This is a genomic window from Alteromonas sp. CNT1-28, assembly GCF_022348345.1.
Lineage (GTDB): Bacteria > Pseudomonadota > Gammaproteobacteria > Enterobacterales > Alteromonadaceae > Alteromonas > Alteromonas macleodii.
On the sequence record NZ_JAKREZ010000032.1, the window covers coordinates 1 to 16,460 of the forward strand.

The window sequence follows — 16,460 nt, forward strand, 5'->3', positions numbered from 1 at the left end:
TAAAACAAAAACGCCTTATTAAAAAATATCGCGATCGCAGCCTTCGGCTGCTAGAAAAAATAAACCCCTCCGAAAAAAGAGGGGTTTATCATCAATCTGAAGCCCGCAAATGCGGGCTTTTATTCTGTTAAAAAGTATTGGGTGCTAACTACGCTTTGCGCCACGTAGTACCGCTTGGGCCGTCTTCTAACACTACGCCTTTTGCGTTTAACGCATCGCGTGCGGCATCTGCCGCTGCCCAGTCTTTGGAGGCACGGGCATCGTTACGCTGTTTAATTAACGCTTCAATTTCAGCCGCTTCGTCGTCATTACCGTCACCACCTTTGAGGTAAGTATCTGGATCACTTTGAAGCATACCCAAAATTGCGCCCAGACCTTTAAGAACCGCTGCCAGTTTGCCCGCCACTTCAGCATTGTCCTTTTGACGGTTAAGCTCACGTGCCACGTCGAACAGCACCGAAAAAGCTTCTGGCACGTTAAGGTCATCATTCATAGCCGCTTCGAAACGTGCTAAGTAGCCACCGTAGCCAAGGTCAGTGCTTTCATCTACTTCTACACCACGAAGTGCAGTATACAAACGCTCTAGGGCCGCTTTTGCTTGAGTGATGTTGTCTTGCGAGTAGCTTAACTGACTACGATAATGCGCCGACATTAAGAAGAAACGCAAGGTTTCTGAATCGTGTTCTTTAAGCACATCGCGCAAGGTAAAGAAGTTGCCTAACGACTTAGACATCTTTTCATCATTAACCTGTACCATACCTGCGTGCATCCACACGTTTACGTAAGGTGTGTCATACGCGCAGCACGATTGAGCCACTTCATTTTCGTGATGAGGGAAGGTTAAATCTGAGCCACCGCCGTGAATATCAAAGTGCGCACCAAGGTGCTTGTGGTTCATCGCTGAACACTCAATATGCCAACCTGGGCGACCTTCGCCCCATGGTGACTGCCATGCTGGCTCACCCGGCTTGGTAGTTTTCCACAGCACGAAGTCTAGCGGGTCGTCTTTACCTGCCGCCACTTCAACACGTGCACCGGCTTTGAGCTGATCTAAGTCTTGTTTGCTTAACTTACCGTAGTCTTCATACTTGCTTACATCGAATAGCACATCGCCGCTTTTAGCTTGATAGGCGTAGCCTTTGTCAATTAAACGCTGGATGATTTCAATAATCTCATCCATGTGGCCACTTACTGTCGGTTCAACGTCTGGCTCTAGTAAGTTAATCGCCGCAAAATCTTCGTGCATCATGGCAATAGTGCGTGCAGTAAGCGCCTCAAAGCTTTCGCCATTTTCATTGGCGCGAGCAATAATCTTATCGTCGATATCGGTGATATTGCGCACGTACTTCACATCTAAACCAAGGTGGCGCATGTAGCGTACCAAAACATCGAAACTTAGGTAGGTACGGGCATGACCCATGTGACTTAGGTCATAAACGGTAATACCACACACATACAAACCCACCTTCCCTTCTTGAAGCGGAACAAACTTCGCTTTTTCACGGGTTCGGGTATTGTAAAGATGTAGCATGTCGATATTTCCTATTTTTCGTAATTTTTTCGGCCGCAAAGTTTAGCACTGTCACGATTTAAATGGTACAAGCCTTTTACAGCGTTTATTGCCGTGATACCTCTTACCCATCTCTTTGCGCTGGCTACTCGTTTTGCGCTAAAATGAGCGCACATTATATGTTTGCTAACACACAGGACACACCACAATGGTTACGTTAAAAACAAATTTCGGTGACATCACCCTAGAGCTTTTCGAAGATAAAGCGCCAAAAACCGTCGCTAACTTCCTTTCTTACGTTGAAGACGGCTTTTTTGATAACACAATTTTTCACCGTGTAATTAATAACTTTATGATCCAAGGTGGTGGTTTTACGCCAGATATGGACCAAAAAGATACAAAAGATCCGATTGAAAACGAAGCAGACAACGGTGTTGCCAACGAAGTAGGTACTATCGCGATGGCGCGCACACAAGACCCACACTCTGCTACAGCACAGTTTTTTATTAATGTGAACAACAACGACTTCCTTAACCATACTAGCAAGTCTGTCAATGGTTGGGGATACTGTGCCTTTGGTAAAGTAACTGAAGGTATGGACGTGGTAGAGAAGATTAAAGCCGTTAAAACCGGTAACCACGGTTATCACCAAGATGTACCTGTTGAGCCAGTTATCATTGAAAAAGCAGTGGTTGCTTAAGCGGCCCGTCTAACGCTTAACTAAATATTGGCTTGATTAGCATGTTCTTCAACATGCTTTCGGCCCCTAGTTAAAAGCAAGCCGCGTTATTGCTAACGCGGCTTTTTAAACCACACTTAAGAAGATTTATGTCGTTCACCTACTTCATTGCCGACTTGCACCTAAGTGCCGACCGCCCTGACATTACAGAATGCTTAATGCGCTTTTTAAAAGAAGACGCGATTAATGCTGATGCACTTTACGTTCTTGGTGACTTGTTTGAAGTTTGGATTGGCGACGACAACGTTACTCCATTTAACACTGCCATAGCATCAGCTTTCATGGCAGTGAGTCAGCATTGCCCTATTTACTTTATTCACGGTAATCGTGATTTCGCCATACGTGAAAAGTGGCTATCAAAAGCCGGCATGACGTTATTAAATGAACAAGAAGTTGTAGACTTATACGGCACACCTACCCTGCTTACTCATGGTGACGAACTATGCACTCGCGATGTTGCTTATCAAAAGTTTCGCAAGAAATCCCGCGGTTGGTGGTGGCCACGTTTAATGCTTGCGCTTCCTTTATGGTATCGACAGCGTGTTGCCGATAACGGTCGCAAGGAAAGTAAGGCAAAGCAGCAAAATCTTAAGCCAGATATTATGGATGTCACGTCTGAAGAAGTGGTGAAAGTCATGGAAAAATGGGGCGTGCAGCGCATGATACATGGCCACACACACAGACCCAACATTCATAGCCTTACAGCAAACGGCAAGCCTGCAACTCGTATTGTACTTGGCGATTGGTATGATCAAGGCAGTGTATTGAAGGTTACTGAAAATGATGTGATGCTGCAGAAACATAACTTCAGTTAGTTCCCATCATTATTTGTTACAAACTAGCCGAAAGTACATGTGTCAGACGCTGGCTTAATTTTTGTTCTGTGGTATAAAGAATAAAAGCAAGTTAGTCATCATGGATGGTGTAAATGACAGATGTTCTTCTTTCCCCTACAAACTTCTGGTTTAGCATTTCGCTTATAGCCGTTTTCTTTATTTTCATACTAGAACTTGTTAGCACTATTTTTGGTATAAGCCTGTTGGGGTTAGGCGATGATTTTGCAGAGTTTGATGGCGATGGGTTTCTTAATACCTCGTTTGCCAACTGGCTTAATATCAATAAAGTTCCCTTTCTTATTTACCTGGTAGTACTTCTTACTCTATTCGGTTTAGTTGGCTTGATGGTTAACGGCTTAACAGCGAGTGCACTCGGCTATAACTTGCCAGCTTTCCTATCCGTTCCTCTTGCATTTGTTATTGGCGCATTCGTAACAGCTAAAACCGTAAAGGTAATTTCAGGCTTGTTGCCTAGTGTAGAGTCTAGCGCGGTTAACAGCGATGACTTCATTGGGTCTGTGGCCGAAATCACGATTGGAAAAGCAAGCCGAGGCAACCCAGCTGAAGCAAAGTTTACCGACCATTATTCACAGCCTCATTTTGTGTTAGTAGAACCTTTCGAAGATGAAGAGTTGTTCGCACAAGGAGAGCGCGTCATTTTAGTTCAGAAAAAACAACACAGCTGGTTAGCAACCCGCTACCTATAACCTAAAAGAGATAAAAGTATGGATACAATTCAACCATCTAGCTTGCCGTCAATACTCTTTATTGCCGGTGCTATTGTTGTAGGGCTTATCGTTATTGGCCTTATCTTTGCCAAACTTTACACCCGCGCGACGAAAGAAACAGCGTTCGTAAGAACCGGTTTAGGCGGTGAAAAAGTCATTAAGGACGGTGGCGCTATCGTGCTTCCTGTCGTTCACGAAATAATTCCAGTAAATATGAACACCCTTCGTATAGAAGTGGAAAAAATTCAAAAAGACGCGCTTATTACCAAAGATCGCATGCGTGTTGATGTTAAGGCAGACTTCTATTTACGCGTGGCCCCCAATGCCAATGGCATATCAATGGCTGCGCAAACGCTAGGAACGCGCACCACTCGCGCTGAAGAAGTTAAAAAGCTAATGGAGTCTAAGTTTGTTGACGTACTACGTGCCGTAGCTGCTGAAATGAGCATGACCGAAATGCATGAGCAGCGTGCTGACTTTGTACAAAAAGTTCAGCAAAGCGTGGCTAACGATCTTGAAAAGAACGGTCTTGAGTTAGAATCGGTGAGCTTGACTGGTTTTGACCAAACCGACCTACAGTTTTTCAATGAAAACAACGCTTTCGATGCGGAGGGGCGTGCACGCTTGACGAAGATTATTGAAGAAAAGCGCAAAGAAACCAACGATATTCAACAAGAAAACCGCATTTTCATTGAACAGCGTAATTTGGCTGCTGAGAAACAATCGCTAGAAGTTAAACGAGATGAAGAAGAAGCTCGCTTAGCCCAAGAGCAAATTCTTGCCTTTAAACGTCAGGAACAAAAAGCAGAAATTGCTAAGCAGCGCGAAATGAAAGAACGGGAAGAGCGCGAAGCAGAGATTGCTAAAAACCGTGCTATCGAGGCTGCGGAAATTGAAAAATCACGGGAAATTGAAACCCAAGAAATTGCTAAGCGTCAGGCATTAGAGCAAGCGCGCATTCGTCAGCAGCAAGAAGTTGAGGTTTCTGAGCAAATTAAACAAATTGCCGTTGCGACAAAATCTGAGGAAGAGTCGGCCGCGCGTGCTAAAGCTGCTGAAGCGGAAAAAGCTAAAGTGGAAAAAGTGGAAGCAGTAACCACAGCGAAAATGGTGGCAGAAGCTGAGCGTAAGAAACAAATTGAAGTTATAGACGCGCGTAAAGAGGCAGAGCGTGAGGCTGTGGGCATTACCGTAGAAGCACAAGCTAAGAAAGAAGCAGCTGAAAACTCTGCTGCCGCCATTCTTACGGAAGCTAAGGCTGCTGCCGATGCAAAAATGCTTCAGGCTGAAGCTGATGAGAAAGTGCTTGCTGTTGAAGCACAAGGTAAACAAGCGCTTTATGAGGCTGAAAATACGCTTAAGACCGAGCAAATTGAGCTGCAAAAAGCCCTTGCCATGCTCAAAATATTGCCTGAGCTTGTGGCACACGCCGTTAAGCCACTTGAAAACATAGAAGGTATTAAAATTCTTCAAGGCTACGGCCAAGGGAGTGGCGTGAAAGGCGATCACACCGTTGCTACTGCTGGTAGTGGTTTAGCTGAACAAGTAACGCAAGCCGCACTAAGCTATCGTGCTAACGCCCCACTGGTAGACTCTATGTTGCGTGAAGTGGGCTTGGTCGATGCGGAAAAAGGCACATTAGATGATTTGGTAACAGGCAACAGCGACATACTGACCAAGGCCAATGCCGTAAAACCTAAACCTATTGTGGCAGCACCAGAAAACCTAAATGGTAATAAAGCGTCGGAAGAGCTTCCAGCTGATTAATGCTCATTGAGCTAGTATTTAGCTAGCTAACACGACACAACATCCAAAGCCCTGTATTTCAACAGGGCTTTTTGTCTTCACGTAATTTATCAACTAACCATTCTGAAAATACTTTTAACCGAAGTGGCATTTGTCTTCTAGAGGGGTACAGGAGGTTTACCGGCATCGCCTGAGCCTCGAATTCAGGAAGCACACGAATTAGTTTTCCTTCTTTCAGCTCTGACTCAACCCCCACACTTGGAATTTGCGCAATACCTAATCCACTTGCGCACGCCGCAAAGTAGGCCTGGGTACTGTTAACACTTAAAAAGCTTTGCATTTCGACGCCATGGAGTTCTCCGCCTTTCATAAATTCAAATTCTGGTGTTTTGTGACTTAGGGTATGGGAATAATCAATAAGCTTGTGATTAGCTAAATCTTCCAGCGACTTCGGTATGCCCCACTTCGTCGCATAATCAGGACTTACACAGTTATAAATTGGATAAGTTAAAAGGCGACGGGCAACCAAACTGCTATCCGCTAATGCACCAACCCTAATCACACAGTCAAACCCTTCTTTAATAAGGTCAACTTTGCGATCGACACTGCTCACTCGCAACGTAATCTTGGGGTAAGTAGAGATAAACTCACCTAAAATGGGAAGCAGAATATTGGTTGCAAATCGGCTTGGCATATCGATACGAAGCTCGCCACTTACACTGTCTGCTGAGGTTATGAACTGTGATTGTAAGGCGTCCCATTCACTCAATAAGGCAATACTTTGCGGCAAAAACGTTTCTCCATCAGAGGTGAGAGAAACGCTTCGCGTACTTCGGTTAAAAAGGCGCGTGCCCAACTGCTTTTCAAGATTTGTTACCGCTTGAGAAATACTCGATTTCGGTAAACCTAGAAGTGCAGCCGCCGCACTGAAGCTTCCCAATCTCGCGGTTTCTACAAACCGTGTAAGCATATCGAACCTGTCCATCTTTCGCCTATTGTTCACCAAATAAGAACAATGTTATCGCTTTAGGTAGGTTTTTCATACCAATTTTAGTCAATATAATCGTCTACGAATTAACCAACAAAGAGAGATAACAATGGCGATTGCATTAATAACAGGTGGAAGTCGAGGTCTTGGGCGCGCTGGCGCATTAGCACTGGCGAAAAAAGGGATAGACGTTGTTATCACGTATAACACTAATGAAGCAGCAGCCGATGAGGTTGTTAAAGAGATTCAGAGCATTGGAAGAAAGGCCTGTGCCCTGCCCCTTAACACTGCCGCCTCGCATTATTCGTTCCCGGAATTTCTGGTTACGCTTAAAGACGTGCTGAATAATCAATTTGGCAAACAGGCTATTTCCTATCTGGTAAACAACGCCGGCGTTGGTCTAAATGCTTCTTTTGCAGAAACAAGTATAAAACAGTTCGATACGCTATTTGATATGCATGTGAAGGGACCTTATTTTTTAACCCAAACACTGTTACCTATTATTGAGGATGGCGGAGCAATACTGAATATTTCCTCTGGTTTGGCAAGATTCTGCTTCCCGGGATACAGCGCCTACGGTATGGCTAAAGGAGCCATAGAGGTAATGAGTCGTTACCTGGCTGCAGAGTTAGGAGCCCGTAAAATTAGAGTAAACACCCTGGCTCCAGGTGCCATTGAGACTGACTTTAGCGGTGGCTATGTTCGCGATAATAGCGAAGTCAATAATGCTATAGCCTCTCAGACCGCTTTGGGCCGCGTTGGCCAACCCGAAGATATAGGTGGTGTTATTGCAGCGCTATTAAGTAACGATAGTTATTGGATTAACGGCCAAAGGATTGAGGCATCTGGTGGTATGAAGTTGTAACACCATTAACATGATGGCGTTGATGTCAGCTTTCACTTATTAACGAAAATAGGTTAAACGCCTTTGTAACCTTTCAAGCTGCAAAGGCGTATCATAAGGAGTAACATACACAGGCAAAGTTGTATTCTCTGCGCTTAAACATTAGGTTTGGACGTGAGGATATTGTTAAGCCTTGAAAATATTATCTGAGATTTAGATATTTTTAAGGAAGAAAGTCGAGGATAAGTGCTATGAAGTCGCTACCCGAAGAACCAGAGAAACCGTTAAGAGACGATTGTTGCGGCGGAGGTTCGTGTTGCCCATGTATTTGGGACGTATACTACGAAAAGCTTGCTAAGTGGAAAGAAGCAAAGCGAGAATTTGACGAGTTAGCGAATAATGAGTCATCAGACACAAGGTCTCCAGACTAGCGGTCCATACTCGTATTTAAAAATGCCCTGTTCGCTATTTCCTACTATTGAACAGCCCTCGAACAAGCTATCCTGCCTTAGAACTTGCCTAATTTAAACCGCCGCATGAGCGTTCGACAGTTCCATTTTTTAAACTTCTCATTTACAAATTTCAATTCTACTGCTATTTTATCTTAATCGATTAAGATTTTGATTTTCTGTGAGTCTCAACCAAATTTGGTCAGTCAATAGCAGAAGATTAAGAATTAAGCTAAACCCGTTACATGGTTAATTTTGAATCTGCCAGACTGGTAGTGCTTAATTCGTAGTAATGTGTGCTCGCGATACACAAGAGAAGTACGAGCAAGCGCATGCTGAATTTTGGAGAGTTATCATGTCTATACGCAATGGCGTTCAACTAATCACCTATGCAGACCGACTGGGCGATGGCAACATCGAGAGTCTAACAAGCATACTTCAGGGCCCGTTAGGTGGCCTGTTTACGGGTGTTCACATCCTTCCTTTTTACTACCCTTACGATGGTGAAGACGCGGGTTTCGATCCTATCGATCATACCTTGGTCGATGAGCGCTTGGGCGATTGGGAGAACGTCAAAAAGCTTGGCGAATCGGTAGATATCATGGCCGACCTCATTGTTAACCATATGTCGGGGCAAAGTGAAGCGTTTAAAGACGTGCTGAAAAACGGGCGCGAATCGAGTTATTGGCCGCTGTTCTTAACCAAGGAAGATATTTTTAAGGGCAACGATCAAACGCAAATTGACGAACAAATAGCACAAGTGTTCCGCCCTCGACCCACACCGTTTTTCAGCGATTACGAGGTGGGCACAGAGACTGGTAACCCTGAAACCGTGCCGTTCTGGACAACTTTTACCTCTAATCAAATTGATATTGATGTGGAGTCACAGTTAGGCAAAGACTACCTATCTTCTATTCTTCAGTCGTTTACTGAAAGTAATGTTGATCTTATTCGCTTAGATGCGGCGGGCTATGCAATTAAACGCGCGGGTTCGAACTGCTTTATGCTTGAAGAAACCTTCGAATTTATCGAAGAATTATCAAACCGCGCACGTGGTATGGGCATGCAGTGTTTGGTCGAAATACACAGTCACTATCAAACTCAAATTGATATTGCTGCGCGTTGCGACAGTGTTTACGACTTCGCTTTACCTCCGCTTGTACTACACACCTTGTTCTCTAAAAATGCAGAGGCATTGGCATACTGGCTTTCAATTTCGCCACGTAACTGCTTTACCGTGCTAGATACTCACGATGGCATCGGCATTGTTGACGTGGGCGCGAATGGTGACAAACCAGGCCTGCTTACCGCAGATGCGATTAATTCGCTCGTTGACCAAATACATGAAAATTCCAATGGCGAGTCTAAAAAAGCCACCGGTGCCGCGGCAAATAATGTAGACCTTTACCAGGTAAACTGCACATATTACGATGCGTTAGGTAAAGATGACTTCGCTTATTTGGTTGCACGCGCCATTCAATTTTTTAGCCCGGGTATCCCTCAAGTTTATTACGGTGGCTTGCTTGCTGCGCACAATGACATGGCGTTACTTGCTAAAACCAATGTTGGCCGCGACATCAACCGCCCATACTTGTCTTCTGCCATGGTAAAAGAAGCCGTTGAGAAGCCAGTGGTTAAAGGCCTGATGCAGCTTATTAGGCTAAGAAACGAAAGCGATGCTTTTAACGGTGTATTTGACGTGAGTTACGTCAACAACGTATTCGTGCTTTCGTGGAAAAACGGCAACCATGCGGCGTCACTAAACGTGAACTTCAGCACAATGGATGCAACTATTCATACGGTGGATAATGGTGAAGAAAGCGTATTGTCAATCAACACGCTACTTGCTTAAAGCGCAATCTTTAGCGATAGTTTAGCTACTTAGCGCTCAGCTATTCAGAAATTAACACGTGCCGTCAATGCGCTTAAACGCATTAGCGGCACGTAAACCTTGGATTAGCCATTACGATTTAAGTATTACAAGCCCCACCAGAAAAACTGGTATTGTTGTGAATTAACTCAGTACTCGTTTACCTAAACGACGTATTAGTTTGTGTTGGTGTTTTATCTATAGTCGTCGTTATACGCCCTACCCCAGTCACATAGCTGACGTAAAGTTGGCTCTAGTGTACGGCCTAAATCGGTAAGAGAATACTCTACACGAGGGGGCACTTCAGCATACACTTTCCTGTTTACCAACCCATCACGCTCTAACTCTCTGAGTTGCTGTGTAAGCATTTTTTGGGTAACGCCTTGCAATCGTCTACGCAACTGACTAAAACGTAGCGTTTTATGGCAAAGGTGCCACAAAATAACCCCTTTCCATTTACCGCCTATTATCTCAAGGGATACTGCTACGCCACAAATGTATTGATTTGAGTCGTTCGTATTTTCTGCAGCATTGGGCTTATTATCTTGTTTCTGGCTTTTTAGGACGGCGTTATTATCAATGTCTAATGTCACATCACTTTCCTCTGCCACTTCACTGTTCAAAGTTGCGGTCATACTACTCCCTCTTAGAGTAATTACGTTCATATTCACTACGTAAAAGGCATTATTATTGATGTCAACATTGATTTCAGTGGTCTTTGTTAAAGCGACCAATCGAACAAAGGGTTTACATCTCGCCAATAGTATCTTTTAGGGTACTACCCTACTAAAAAGTGCATACTTGCGCAAAGTTTATATATCGTCACAATGGGTAGCGTAATCATTCGACTAACGGAGACAGGTATGACATCGTTTAAAGCTTTGCTTGTAGAAAAGCAGGAAGATAAATCCTTCACGCGTAAAGTAACGCAGCGTTCACTTGATGACTTGCCTGAAGGCACGCTGCTCATTAAGGTGCATTATTCATCGCTTAACTACAAAGATGCACTGTCAGCCACCGGCAATCCAGGTGTGAGCAGAAACTTTCCTCATACCCCAGGAATTGATGCAGCAGGCACGGTGGTATCGTGTGGTGACAATCGCTTTAAAGAAGGAGACGAAGTTATTGTCACCGGATTTGACCTCGGCATGAACACCGCTGGAGGCTTTGGCGAATACATCAGAATTCCAAGTGAATGGGCGGTAGCTAAGCCAAATGGACTTACGTTGAGAGAGTCAATGATCATTGGTACCGCAGGTTTTACTGCAGGACTATCGGTTCAAGGCTTGGTTGAACACGGCGTGACTCCTGACAAAGGCGATATTCTAGTCACTGGCGCTACAGGAGGCGTGGGCTCTGTCGCTGTTGCCCTGTTGGCCAAAGCTGGCTTTTCGGTTGCGGCATGCACTGGAAAAAAAGAGCATGAGTCATTTTTAAAGACACTTGGCGCAAGCAAAGTGATAACTCGCGACGAACTATTAGAAAACAAAGAACGCCCCATGCTTAAGGAGCAATTCGCTGGCGCCGTTGATACAGTAGGCGGAGAGTATCTAGCACAGGCAATCAAAGCTACGCAATATGGCGGCGCGGTGACGTGCTGCGGTCTTACAGCTGCTGCAGATCTTAACGTGAGCGTATTTCCATTTATCTTGCGAGGCGTTTCATTGCTTGGAATCGACTCTGTGCAGTGTCCAATGCCTCCCCGTTTGAGGTTGTGGGACAAGCTTGCTAGTGAATGGAAGCTAAACTGCCTTGATGACCTTACCGAGGAAGTGACCCTTGATGCGGTAAATGAAAAAATAGACGCAATCTTAAAAGGGCAGATTTCTGGCCGTACTTTGGTTAATGTTCAAGGCTAAGTACATAAAAAGAAGGCACCGCAAGATGGTGCCTTCTGTCTACCTGCTCAGACCCCTTCAAATTACTGGTTACCGTCGCTACTCATTTTTTTAGCCAAGTGAATGGTGCTGACCTGCTTTGCTCTTCTCGAGCGAACCTTAATATTCAGCATTTCTACAATAAACGAGAACGCCATCGCAAAATAAACATACCCCTTAGGTACATGAACATCAAAGCCTTCTGTTATTAAGGTAAAGCCCACTAAAATCAAAAACGATAAAGCCAGCATTTTGATGGTTGGGTTTGCATCCACAAAGTCGCCAATCGGCTTTGCAGCTACTAGCATCACTGCTACTGACGCAACAATAGCAATAACCATGATGCTCAAATGTTCAACTAACCCTACTGCTGTGATAACAGAGTCGAGAGAAAAGATAACATCGAGCACCGCAATTTGAACCAAAATTGAGAAAAAACCAGAAGCTGCTACTTCCGTAGTTGATGCTTCGGTCACCTCGAAACTGGCATGTATTTCGTGGGTTGATTTTGCAATAAGAAAGAGGCCGCCCAACACTAAAATAATGTCACGGCCAGATATTTCATTCCCAAAGAGGCTAAATAACGGATTAACTAAGCCCATTACCCAAGCCAAACTAAATAGCAATAACAGTCGCGAGCCCATGGCTAAACCAAGGCCTATTTGACGTGCTTTATTTCTTTGATGTTCAGGTAGCCTGCCCACCAATATTGAAATAAAGATTATGTTATCAATACCAAGCACTATCTCTAGTGCCATTAAGGTGCCTAATGCCACCCAAGCTTCTGGACTCGCAAGCCATTCAAACATTTGCGCTATAAACCTTAGCCAAAACCACCTAATTTAGCGCATAGTATTACGGAATATCATCTTAAGCACGCTTTCTTTAGAAGCCCTCTAGTACTAACTTACCTATAGCACGCCCTTCTTCTAAAATTTTGTGAGCCTCGATTAAGTTAGCCGCATTTATTTTACCTAAATGCTTGCCTACAGTAGTCTTAATTTTACCGTCGTCGATAAGCGATGCTACATGAGTAAGTAAGCGGCTTTGCGCTGCCATATCGTCGGTTTCAAACATGGAGCGCGTAAACATGAACTCCCAATGAAGTGACAAGCTCTTCTGCTTAAGCTTGGCTACGTCAAGACTTTCTGGGTCGTCAATTAGCGCTAGTTTGCCCTTCGGCTTCATAACTTCAACAAAGCTTTCAATGTACTGGTGCGTATTATTTAAGCTTGCGACATGAGTCACTTCACCAATGTTTAACGCCTTGATTTGCTCAGCCATAGGCTTGCTGTGATCCACTACGTAGTCGGCACCTAACTCCTGAACCCAACTTTTTGAGCTTTCACGCGAGGCAGTAGCAATCACGGTAGCCCCCGTTAGTACTTTAAGCAATTGCAGCATAATTGAACCCACGCCACCAGCTGCGCCTACCACAAGCACAACCTCATCGCTCTTTTCACTTTGTTGACTTAGAGCAAGATGATCAAACAACAATTCGTACGCTGTGATTGTGGTTAGAGGGAGTGCCGCAGCATCGCTGTCTGACAGAGACTTAGGCGCTTTACCGACAATACGTTCATCAACTAATTGAAACTCTGCGTTTGAGCCGGCTCTGGTAAGGTCGCCAGCGTAGTAAACTCTGTCACCAACTGCGAACTCGGTAACATCAGCGCCTATATCAACAATTTCACCTACTGCATCCCACCCCAGAATTTTGGGCTCACCTCCATTAGGATTAACGTTATGACGAATTTTATAATCGACCGGGTTAACTGCTATCGCACTTATTTTTACAAGTAAATCTCGACCCGACGCGCTGGGCTTTTCGACGTCGATATCCACCAGTGCATTAGGCTCATTAATACCAAGTGATTGGGTATAACCAATAGCTTTCATCATTTGTCTCTCCTTTGAGTAATATCTTTATCATACTCTTGATTAAATTTGGATAAACAGCACAATAAAAGAAACATTATCAAATAGTTTTTGAAAGCCATGTTACTCGACGACTTAAATGTAGTAATAAAAGTTGCTGAATTTAGAAACATTACTGCAGCAGCGACACATTTGAATATGCGTACAGCAACCGCAAGCGCTGCGGTTAAACGCGTAGAACAGGCCCTTGGCGCCGAATTGTTTGTTCGCACCACCCGCTCACTACGTCTGTCGTCTGCGGGTGAAAGGTTTTTGCCAACGTGTCAAGAAGCCATGTCAATGCTGGCTAATGCCAAGCAGAACTTAAAGGGCGATACTGGCGTGATTGAGGGCGAGCTTAGGTTAGGTTTATCGTCTGATTTAGGCCGAAATGTGATTGCGCCTTGGCTAGATGATTTTATGGATTTGCATGACAAAATAACCGTAAAGCTCAACCTGAGTGACAGCAACATTGACTTTTATCGCGATCCCGTCGATTTAGCGCTAAGGTACGGTACTCCAACCGATGCGAATGTATACGGTTTCAAAATTTGTGATGTACCAAGTTTACTTGTTGCCTCCCCTTCTTATATCAGCTCTCATGGTGCCCCTGAAAAATTTGAAGACTTGCAAGCACACAACGGGCTTTTTTACCAACTACACGACAAGGTATATAACGAATGGGAGTTTTTTCACAAAGGGACACCGCTGAAGATAAAAATGCGAGGCAACAGAACCGCAAACGACGGTGAAATGGTAAGACGGTGGGCCGTCGCGGGTAAAGGTGTTGCTGTTAAATCTGGCTTAGATGCGTGCGACGACATTTTAAAGGGTCGACTTGTAACCTTGTTGCCCGAATATCAACCTAAACCGAAACAGCTTTGGCTGATTTGCCCTAGCCGCCAATCTATTACTCCAGCAGTAAGACTATTCAGAGATATGCTGAAAGAGCGCTGCGCTGAATGTTTAGCGCAGCTAGCCGCATTCAGCGTATCAAAATATCAAAAATAGACGAGTATCTGTGCATTTACTTTTGAATACTTTGATTTAGCTGTGCGTAAGCTTCCTCAAAACCTGTCAACGATATGGGCAAGGTAACTTGCTGGTTTTCAGATTTTTGAAACGCTATTAACATAGTCTGTCCATTGTGCATTTGTTTCAAAAGTTCGTTGTCGATTTTCACTATACTTTGGCAAGACTTCTCGTCACAGCCTGAGAATGGCACTTGTATGGATGCAAAATCGTCTATTTTTACTCCTACACCATTTTTTGTGAGTGTATTTTTTGGAAGCTTTATTTTCAATACTGGAAAATCTTGCGAATAGGAGTAGTCAACGTTGACGCCCAATAGCACTTTTTTTGCTTCTTTGTCTTTGGCAACGAGCTGGCTGAGCGTACACACAGATGAATCATTACATAGCAAACTCCAACTACCAAAGTCACTTGTGGTTACAGCCCATGAAAAGAACGATGCAAGTACTAAACTAACTGCTACTAAATATTTCACTTTCACCTCTTAGCAAAACGGGGAGCGCACGCTCCCCCTCTTTTATGACAACTTTATTGCTTCCGCTTTCTTATAACAAGCGTAGCAAACATTGCACTTAGCATTAGAAATAGAGTATTGGGTGTTGGCACAGATACAGGATCAGGTACAAACACAGTAACGGCATTCTGGTTCATATTAACAACGCCAGAACCATCGAAAGTGAGGCCGGTTACAAATGCGTCCGGCGTAGGCTCAAGCATATTCGAAACATCTATTCCCATAATTCTGAAGCGGTCAACTGGGGTATTGAAGTCGTACTCCTCACCACCAGTGATATCTGTGCCTGTATCGAACCAATCCATCAGAACATTGTCCCAAAGAAATAGGTCAAACATGTTGTCGTCGTAACCTTCAGGCAAAAGTACTGACGCGATATTTGGACCACTATTTACAATATAGTCATAGCCTACTGCTACATCTGGGTCGATGAATACAAGTTCATCTGGATCATCTATAGAGAATTCAAATTCATAGTCTGTCGGTGTTTCTGGATTAACAATAGGCAATATAGGGTTTTCTGGAGTATCACCCGGTAGTACGCCATCGCGAATAGCAAACTTCCAAATACCAGGCGTGCCCGTGTTGCTGTTACTTTCGTCTATATCAGCGATAGCGGCGGTTTGAGACCCCGGCACAGTGAAAAAGTTTTCCCCATCTCCGGCGTCATAACCCGCTTGTGCTGGAACGCCGTCTGACGCACTACCTGAAGTCCAACCGATATCTTCATATCTAAACTCAACGTCAAAATTTCCCGCACCTGTGTCTTCCCGATCAATTAACACTAATTGGAACGTGTTTGTAGGGTTACTGTTTTGACTGTAGTAACCAACATCGTTCCATGTCACTACCAGCGTGTTTTCGTTCGGTGAACCGATAAACACGTCGCCACACTCTGCACAGCGCGTATCTACGTCGCCCCAAAATGGCGCGATCATTGGCTGGTTGCTTATTGGGAAGGGTCTTGGCGTAAAAGAGCTCACAGTGCCATTGAAGGTAATATTACCGTTATTGTTAATGAAGAATCTATCGTATGAAGTACCAAAGAAATTTACGCCACTATCGAAGGCAAGCGATTCAAATGCGTCAAATACGATAGCGCCCGATGAACCGTCGTCGTTACCATTCATCGCTAAGTTACCAAATCCACTTTCAGTAGAGCCTTCCCAGCCGGAAAGGAGCACTGAAGCATTGGCTGTGGTGCTTGAGATTGAGAATGCTAGCGCTGCGCTCGCCAGCAGGGATAATGAAAAACGCGAAGACTTTTTCATGTATACGTCCTTGTAGTTTATGTTAATAAGAATTTCATTATTTAGCAGACTCGATTTAGCAAAGTGTAAGCCAAATCTAAAATAGCTTTTAAATACAGAAGCTTAAAAAATAAATAATGAATTAGTTTAATATAATGTA

The 16,460-nt window shown here is 44.2% G+C and carries 16 protein-coding genes; 9 read left to right on the forward strand and 7 right to left on the reverse strand.

Annotated features, from left to right (window positions below):
* Positions 1–148: 148 nt before the first annotated feature.
* Positions 149–1,531, reverse strand: a complete 1,383-nt coding sequence (gene cysS, locus MHN02_RS16980; protein WP_239247458.1) for a cysteine--tRNA ligase — start codon at positions 1,529–1,531, stop codon at positions 149–151.
* A 187-nt stretch (positions 1,532–1,718) separates the two neighbouring features.
* Between cysS and MHN02_RS16985 the strand changes: the two genes are divergently transcribed.
* From MHN02_RS16985 to MHN02_RS17000, 4 genes are all read left to right on the forward strand, one after another.
* A complete protein-coding gene (locus MHN02_RS16985; protein WP_239247459.1) occupies positions 1,719–2,210 on the forward strand; it encodes a peptidylprolyl isomerase in 492 nt (163 codons plus the stop codon).
* A 128-nt stretch (positions 2,211–2,338) separates the two neighbouring features.
* The gene (lpxH, locus tag MHN02_RS16990) at positions 2,339–3,064 is read left to right on the forward strand and encodes a UDP-2,3-diacylglucosamine diphosphatase (protein WP_168463423.1); all 726 of its coding nucleotides are present in this window, start codon (positions 2,339–2,341) and stop codon (positions 3,062–3,064) included.
* A 113-nt stretch (positions 3,065–3,177) separates the two neighbouring features.
* Positions 3,178–3,792 (forward strand): OB-fold-containig protein, encoded by a 615-nt coding sequence (locus MHN02_RS16995; protein ID WP_239247460.1) that lies wholly within the window; start codon positions 3,178–3,180, stop codon positions 3,790–3,792.
* Positions 3,793–3,810: 18 nt separating this feature from the next.
* On the forward strand, positions 3,811–5,580 hold the full coding sequence (locus MHN02_RS17000) for a flotillin domain-containing protein (RefSeq protein ID WP_039236487.1): 1,770 nt from the start codon (positions 3,811–3,813) through the stop codon (positions 5,578–5,580).
* Positions 5,581–5,638: 58 nt separating this feature from the next.
* On the opposite strand, the gene MHN02_RS17005 is transcribed toward MHN02_RS17000, so the two are convergent.
* Entirely contained in the window at positions 5,639–6,544 is a 906-nt protein-coding gene (locus tag MHN02_RS17005) for a LysR family transcriptional regulator (protein WP_239247461.1), read from the reverse strand.
* Between the two features lie 112 nt (positions 6,545–6,656).
* On the opposite strand from MHN02_RS17005, the gene MHN02_RS17010 reads away from it, so the two are divergent.
* The 3 genes from MHN02_RS17010 to gtfA all read left to right on the forward strand — a co-directional run bounded on the left by MHN02_RS17010 (position 6,657) and on the right by gtfA (position 9,692).
* The gene (locus MHN02_RS17010) at positions 6,657–7,412 is read left to right on the forward strand and encodes an SDR family oxidoreductase (RefSeq protein ID WP_039236483.1); all 756 of its coding nucleotides are present in this window, start codon (positions 6,657–6,659) and stop codon (positions 7,410–7,412) included.
* Positions 7,413–7,642: 230 nt separating this feature from the next.
* Positions 7,643–7,822 carry an oxidoreductase-like domain-containing protein gene (locus tag MHN02_RS17015; RefSeq protein WP_014949928.1) on the forward strand — a complete coding sequence of 60 codons (180 nt, stop codon included), beginning with the start codon at positions 7,643–7,645 and terminating at the stop codon, positions 7,820–7,822.
* Between the two features lie 373 nt (positions 7,823–8,195).
* The gene (gtfA, locus tag MHN02_RS17020; RefSeq protein ID WP_239247462.1) at positions 8,196–9,692 is read left to right on the forward strand and encodes a sucrose phosphorylase; all 1,497 of its coding nucleotides are present in this window, start codon (positions 8,196–8,198) and stop codon (positions 9,690–9,692) included.
* Positions 9,693–9,904: 212 nt separating this feature from the next.
* Here the strand turns inward: gtfA and MHN02_RS17025 are convergent, their stop codons facing one another.
* Entirely contained in the window at positions 9,905–10,345 is a 441-nt protein-coding gene (locus MHN02_RS17025) for a helix-turn-helix domain-containing protein (RefSeq protein ID WP_275444921.1), read from the reverse strand.
* 228 nt (positions 10,346–10,573) lie between these two features.
* Here MHN02_RS17025 and MHN02_RS17030 point away from each other — a divergent pair, with 228 nt between their 5' ends.
* A complete protein-coding gene (locus MHN02_RS17030) occupies positions 10,574–11,569 on the forward strand; it encodes a YhdH/YhfP family quinone oxidoreductase (protein ID WP_239247463.1) in 996 nt (331 codons plus the stop codon).
* Between the two features lie 62 nt (positions 11,570–11,631).
* Here MHN02_RS17030 and MHN02_RS17035 read toward each other — a convergent pair whose 3' ends face one another.
* Both MHN02_RS17035 and MHN02_RS17040 read right to left on the reverse strand, forming a co-directional pair.
* The gene (locus MHN02_RS17035; protein ID WP_156086573.1) at positions 11,632–12,396 is read right to left on the reverse strand and encodes a TerC family protein; all 765 of its coding nucleotides are present in this window, start codon (positions 12,394–12,396) and stop codon (positions 11,632–11,634) included.
* Between the two features lie 76 nt (positions 12,397–12,472).
* Positions 12,473–13,486, reverse strand: coding sequence for a zinc-binding alcohol dehydrogenase family protein (locus MHN02_RS17040; RefSeq protein WP_239247482.1), 1,014 nt, complete (start codon positions 13,484–13,486; stop codon positions 12,473–12,475).
* A gap of 99 nt (positions 13,487–13,585) precedes the next feature.
* Between MHN02_RS17040 and MHN02_RS17045 the strand changes: the two genes are divergently transcribed.
* Entirely contained in the window at positions 13,586–14,515 is a 930-nt protein-coding gene (locus tag MHN02_RS17045; RefSeq protein WP_239247483.1) for a LysR family transcriptional regulator, read from the forward strand.
* Between the two features lie 16 nt (positions 14,516–14,531).
* Here the strand turns inward: MHN02_RS17045 and MHN02_RS17050 are convergent, their stop codons facing one another.
* Entirely contained in the window at positions 14,532–15,011 is a 480-nt protein-coding gene (locus tag MHN02_RS17050; RefSeq protein WP_039236473.1) for an invasion associated locus B family protein, read from the reverse strand.
* A 53-nt stretch (positions 15,012–15,064) separates the two neighbouring features.
* Entirely contained in the window at positions 15,065–16,321 is a 1,257-nt protein-coding gene (locus MHN02_RS17055) for a nidogen-like domain-containing protein (RefSeq protein WP_101565064.1), read from the reverse strand.
* Positions 16,322–16,460: the final 139 nt, after the last annotated feature.

Coding starts and splice junctions, on each gene's coding strand:
- cysS (WP_239247458.1), bottom strand. CDS start 1,531: ATGCTACATCTTTACAATACCCGAACCCGTGAAAAAGCGAAGTTTGTT.
- MHN02_RS16985 (WP_239247459.1), top strand. CDS start 1,719: ATGGTTACGTTAAAAACAAATTTCGGTGACATCACCCTAGAGCTTTTC.
- lpxH (WP_168463423.1), top strand. CDS start 2,339: ATGTCGTTCACCTACTTCATTGCCGACTTGCACCTAAGTGCCGACCGC.
- MHN02_RS16995 (WP_239247460.1), top strand. CDS start 3,178: ATGACAGATGTTCTTCTTTCCCCTACAAACTTCTGGTTTAGCATTTCG.
- MHN02_RS17000 (WP_039236487.1), top strand. CDS start 3,811: ATGGATACAATTCAACCATCTAGCTTGCCGTCAATACTCTTTATTGCC.
- MHN02_RS17005 (WP_239247461.1), bottom strand. CDS start 6,544: ATGGACAGGTTCGATATGCTTACACGGTTTGTAGAAACCGCGAGATTG.
- MHN02_RS17010 (WP_039236483.1), top strand. CDS start 6,657: ATGGCGATTGCATTAATAACAGGTGGAAGTCGAGGTCTTGGGCGCGCT.
- MHN02_RS17015 (WP_014949928.1), top strand. CDS start 7,643: ATGAAGTCGCTACCCGAAGAACCAGAGAAACCGTTAAGAGACGATTGT.
- gtfA (WP_239247462.1), top strand. CDS start 8,196: ATGTCTATACGCAATGGCGTTCAACTAATCACCTATGCAGACCGACTG.
- MHN02_RS17025 (WP_275444921.1), bottom strand. CDS start 10,345: ATGACCGCAACTTTGAACAGTGAAGTGGCAGAGGAAAGTGATGTGACA.
- MHN02_RS17030 (WP_239247463.1), top strand. CDS start 10,574: ATGACATCGTTTAAAGCTTTGCTTGTAGAAAAGCAGGAAGATAAATCC.
- MHN02_RS17035 (WP_156086573.1), bottom strand. CDS start 12,396: ATGTTTGAATGGCTTGCGAGTCCAGAAGCTTGGGTGGCATTAGGCACC.
- MHN02_RS17040 (WP_239247482.1), bottom strand. CDS start 13,486: ATGAAAGCTATTGGTTATACCCAATCACTTGGTATTAATGAGCCTAAT.
- MHN02_RS17045 (WP_239247483.1), top strand. CDS start 13,586: ATGTTACTCGACGACTTAAATGTAGTAATAAAAGTTGCTGAATTTAGA.
- MHN02_RS17055 (WP_101565064.1), bottom strand. CDS start 16,321: ATGAAAAAGTCTTCGCGTTTTTCATTATCCCTGCTGGCGAGCGCAGCG.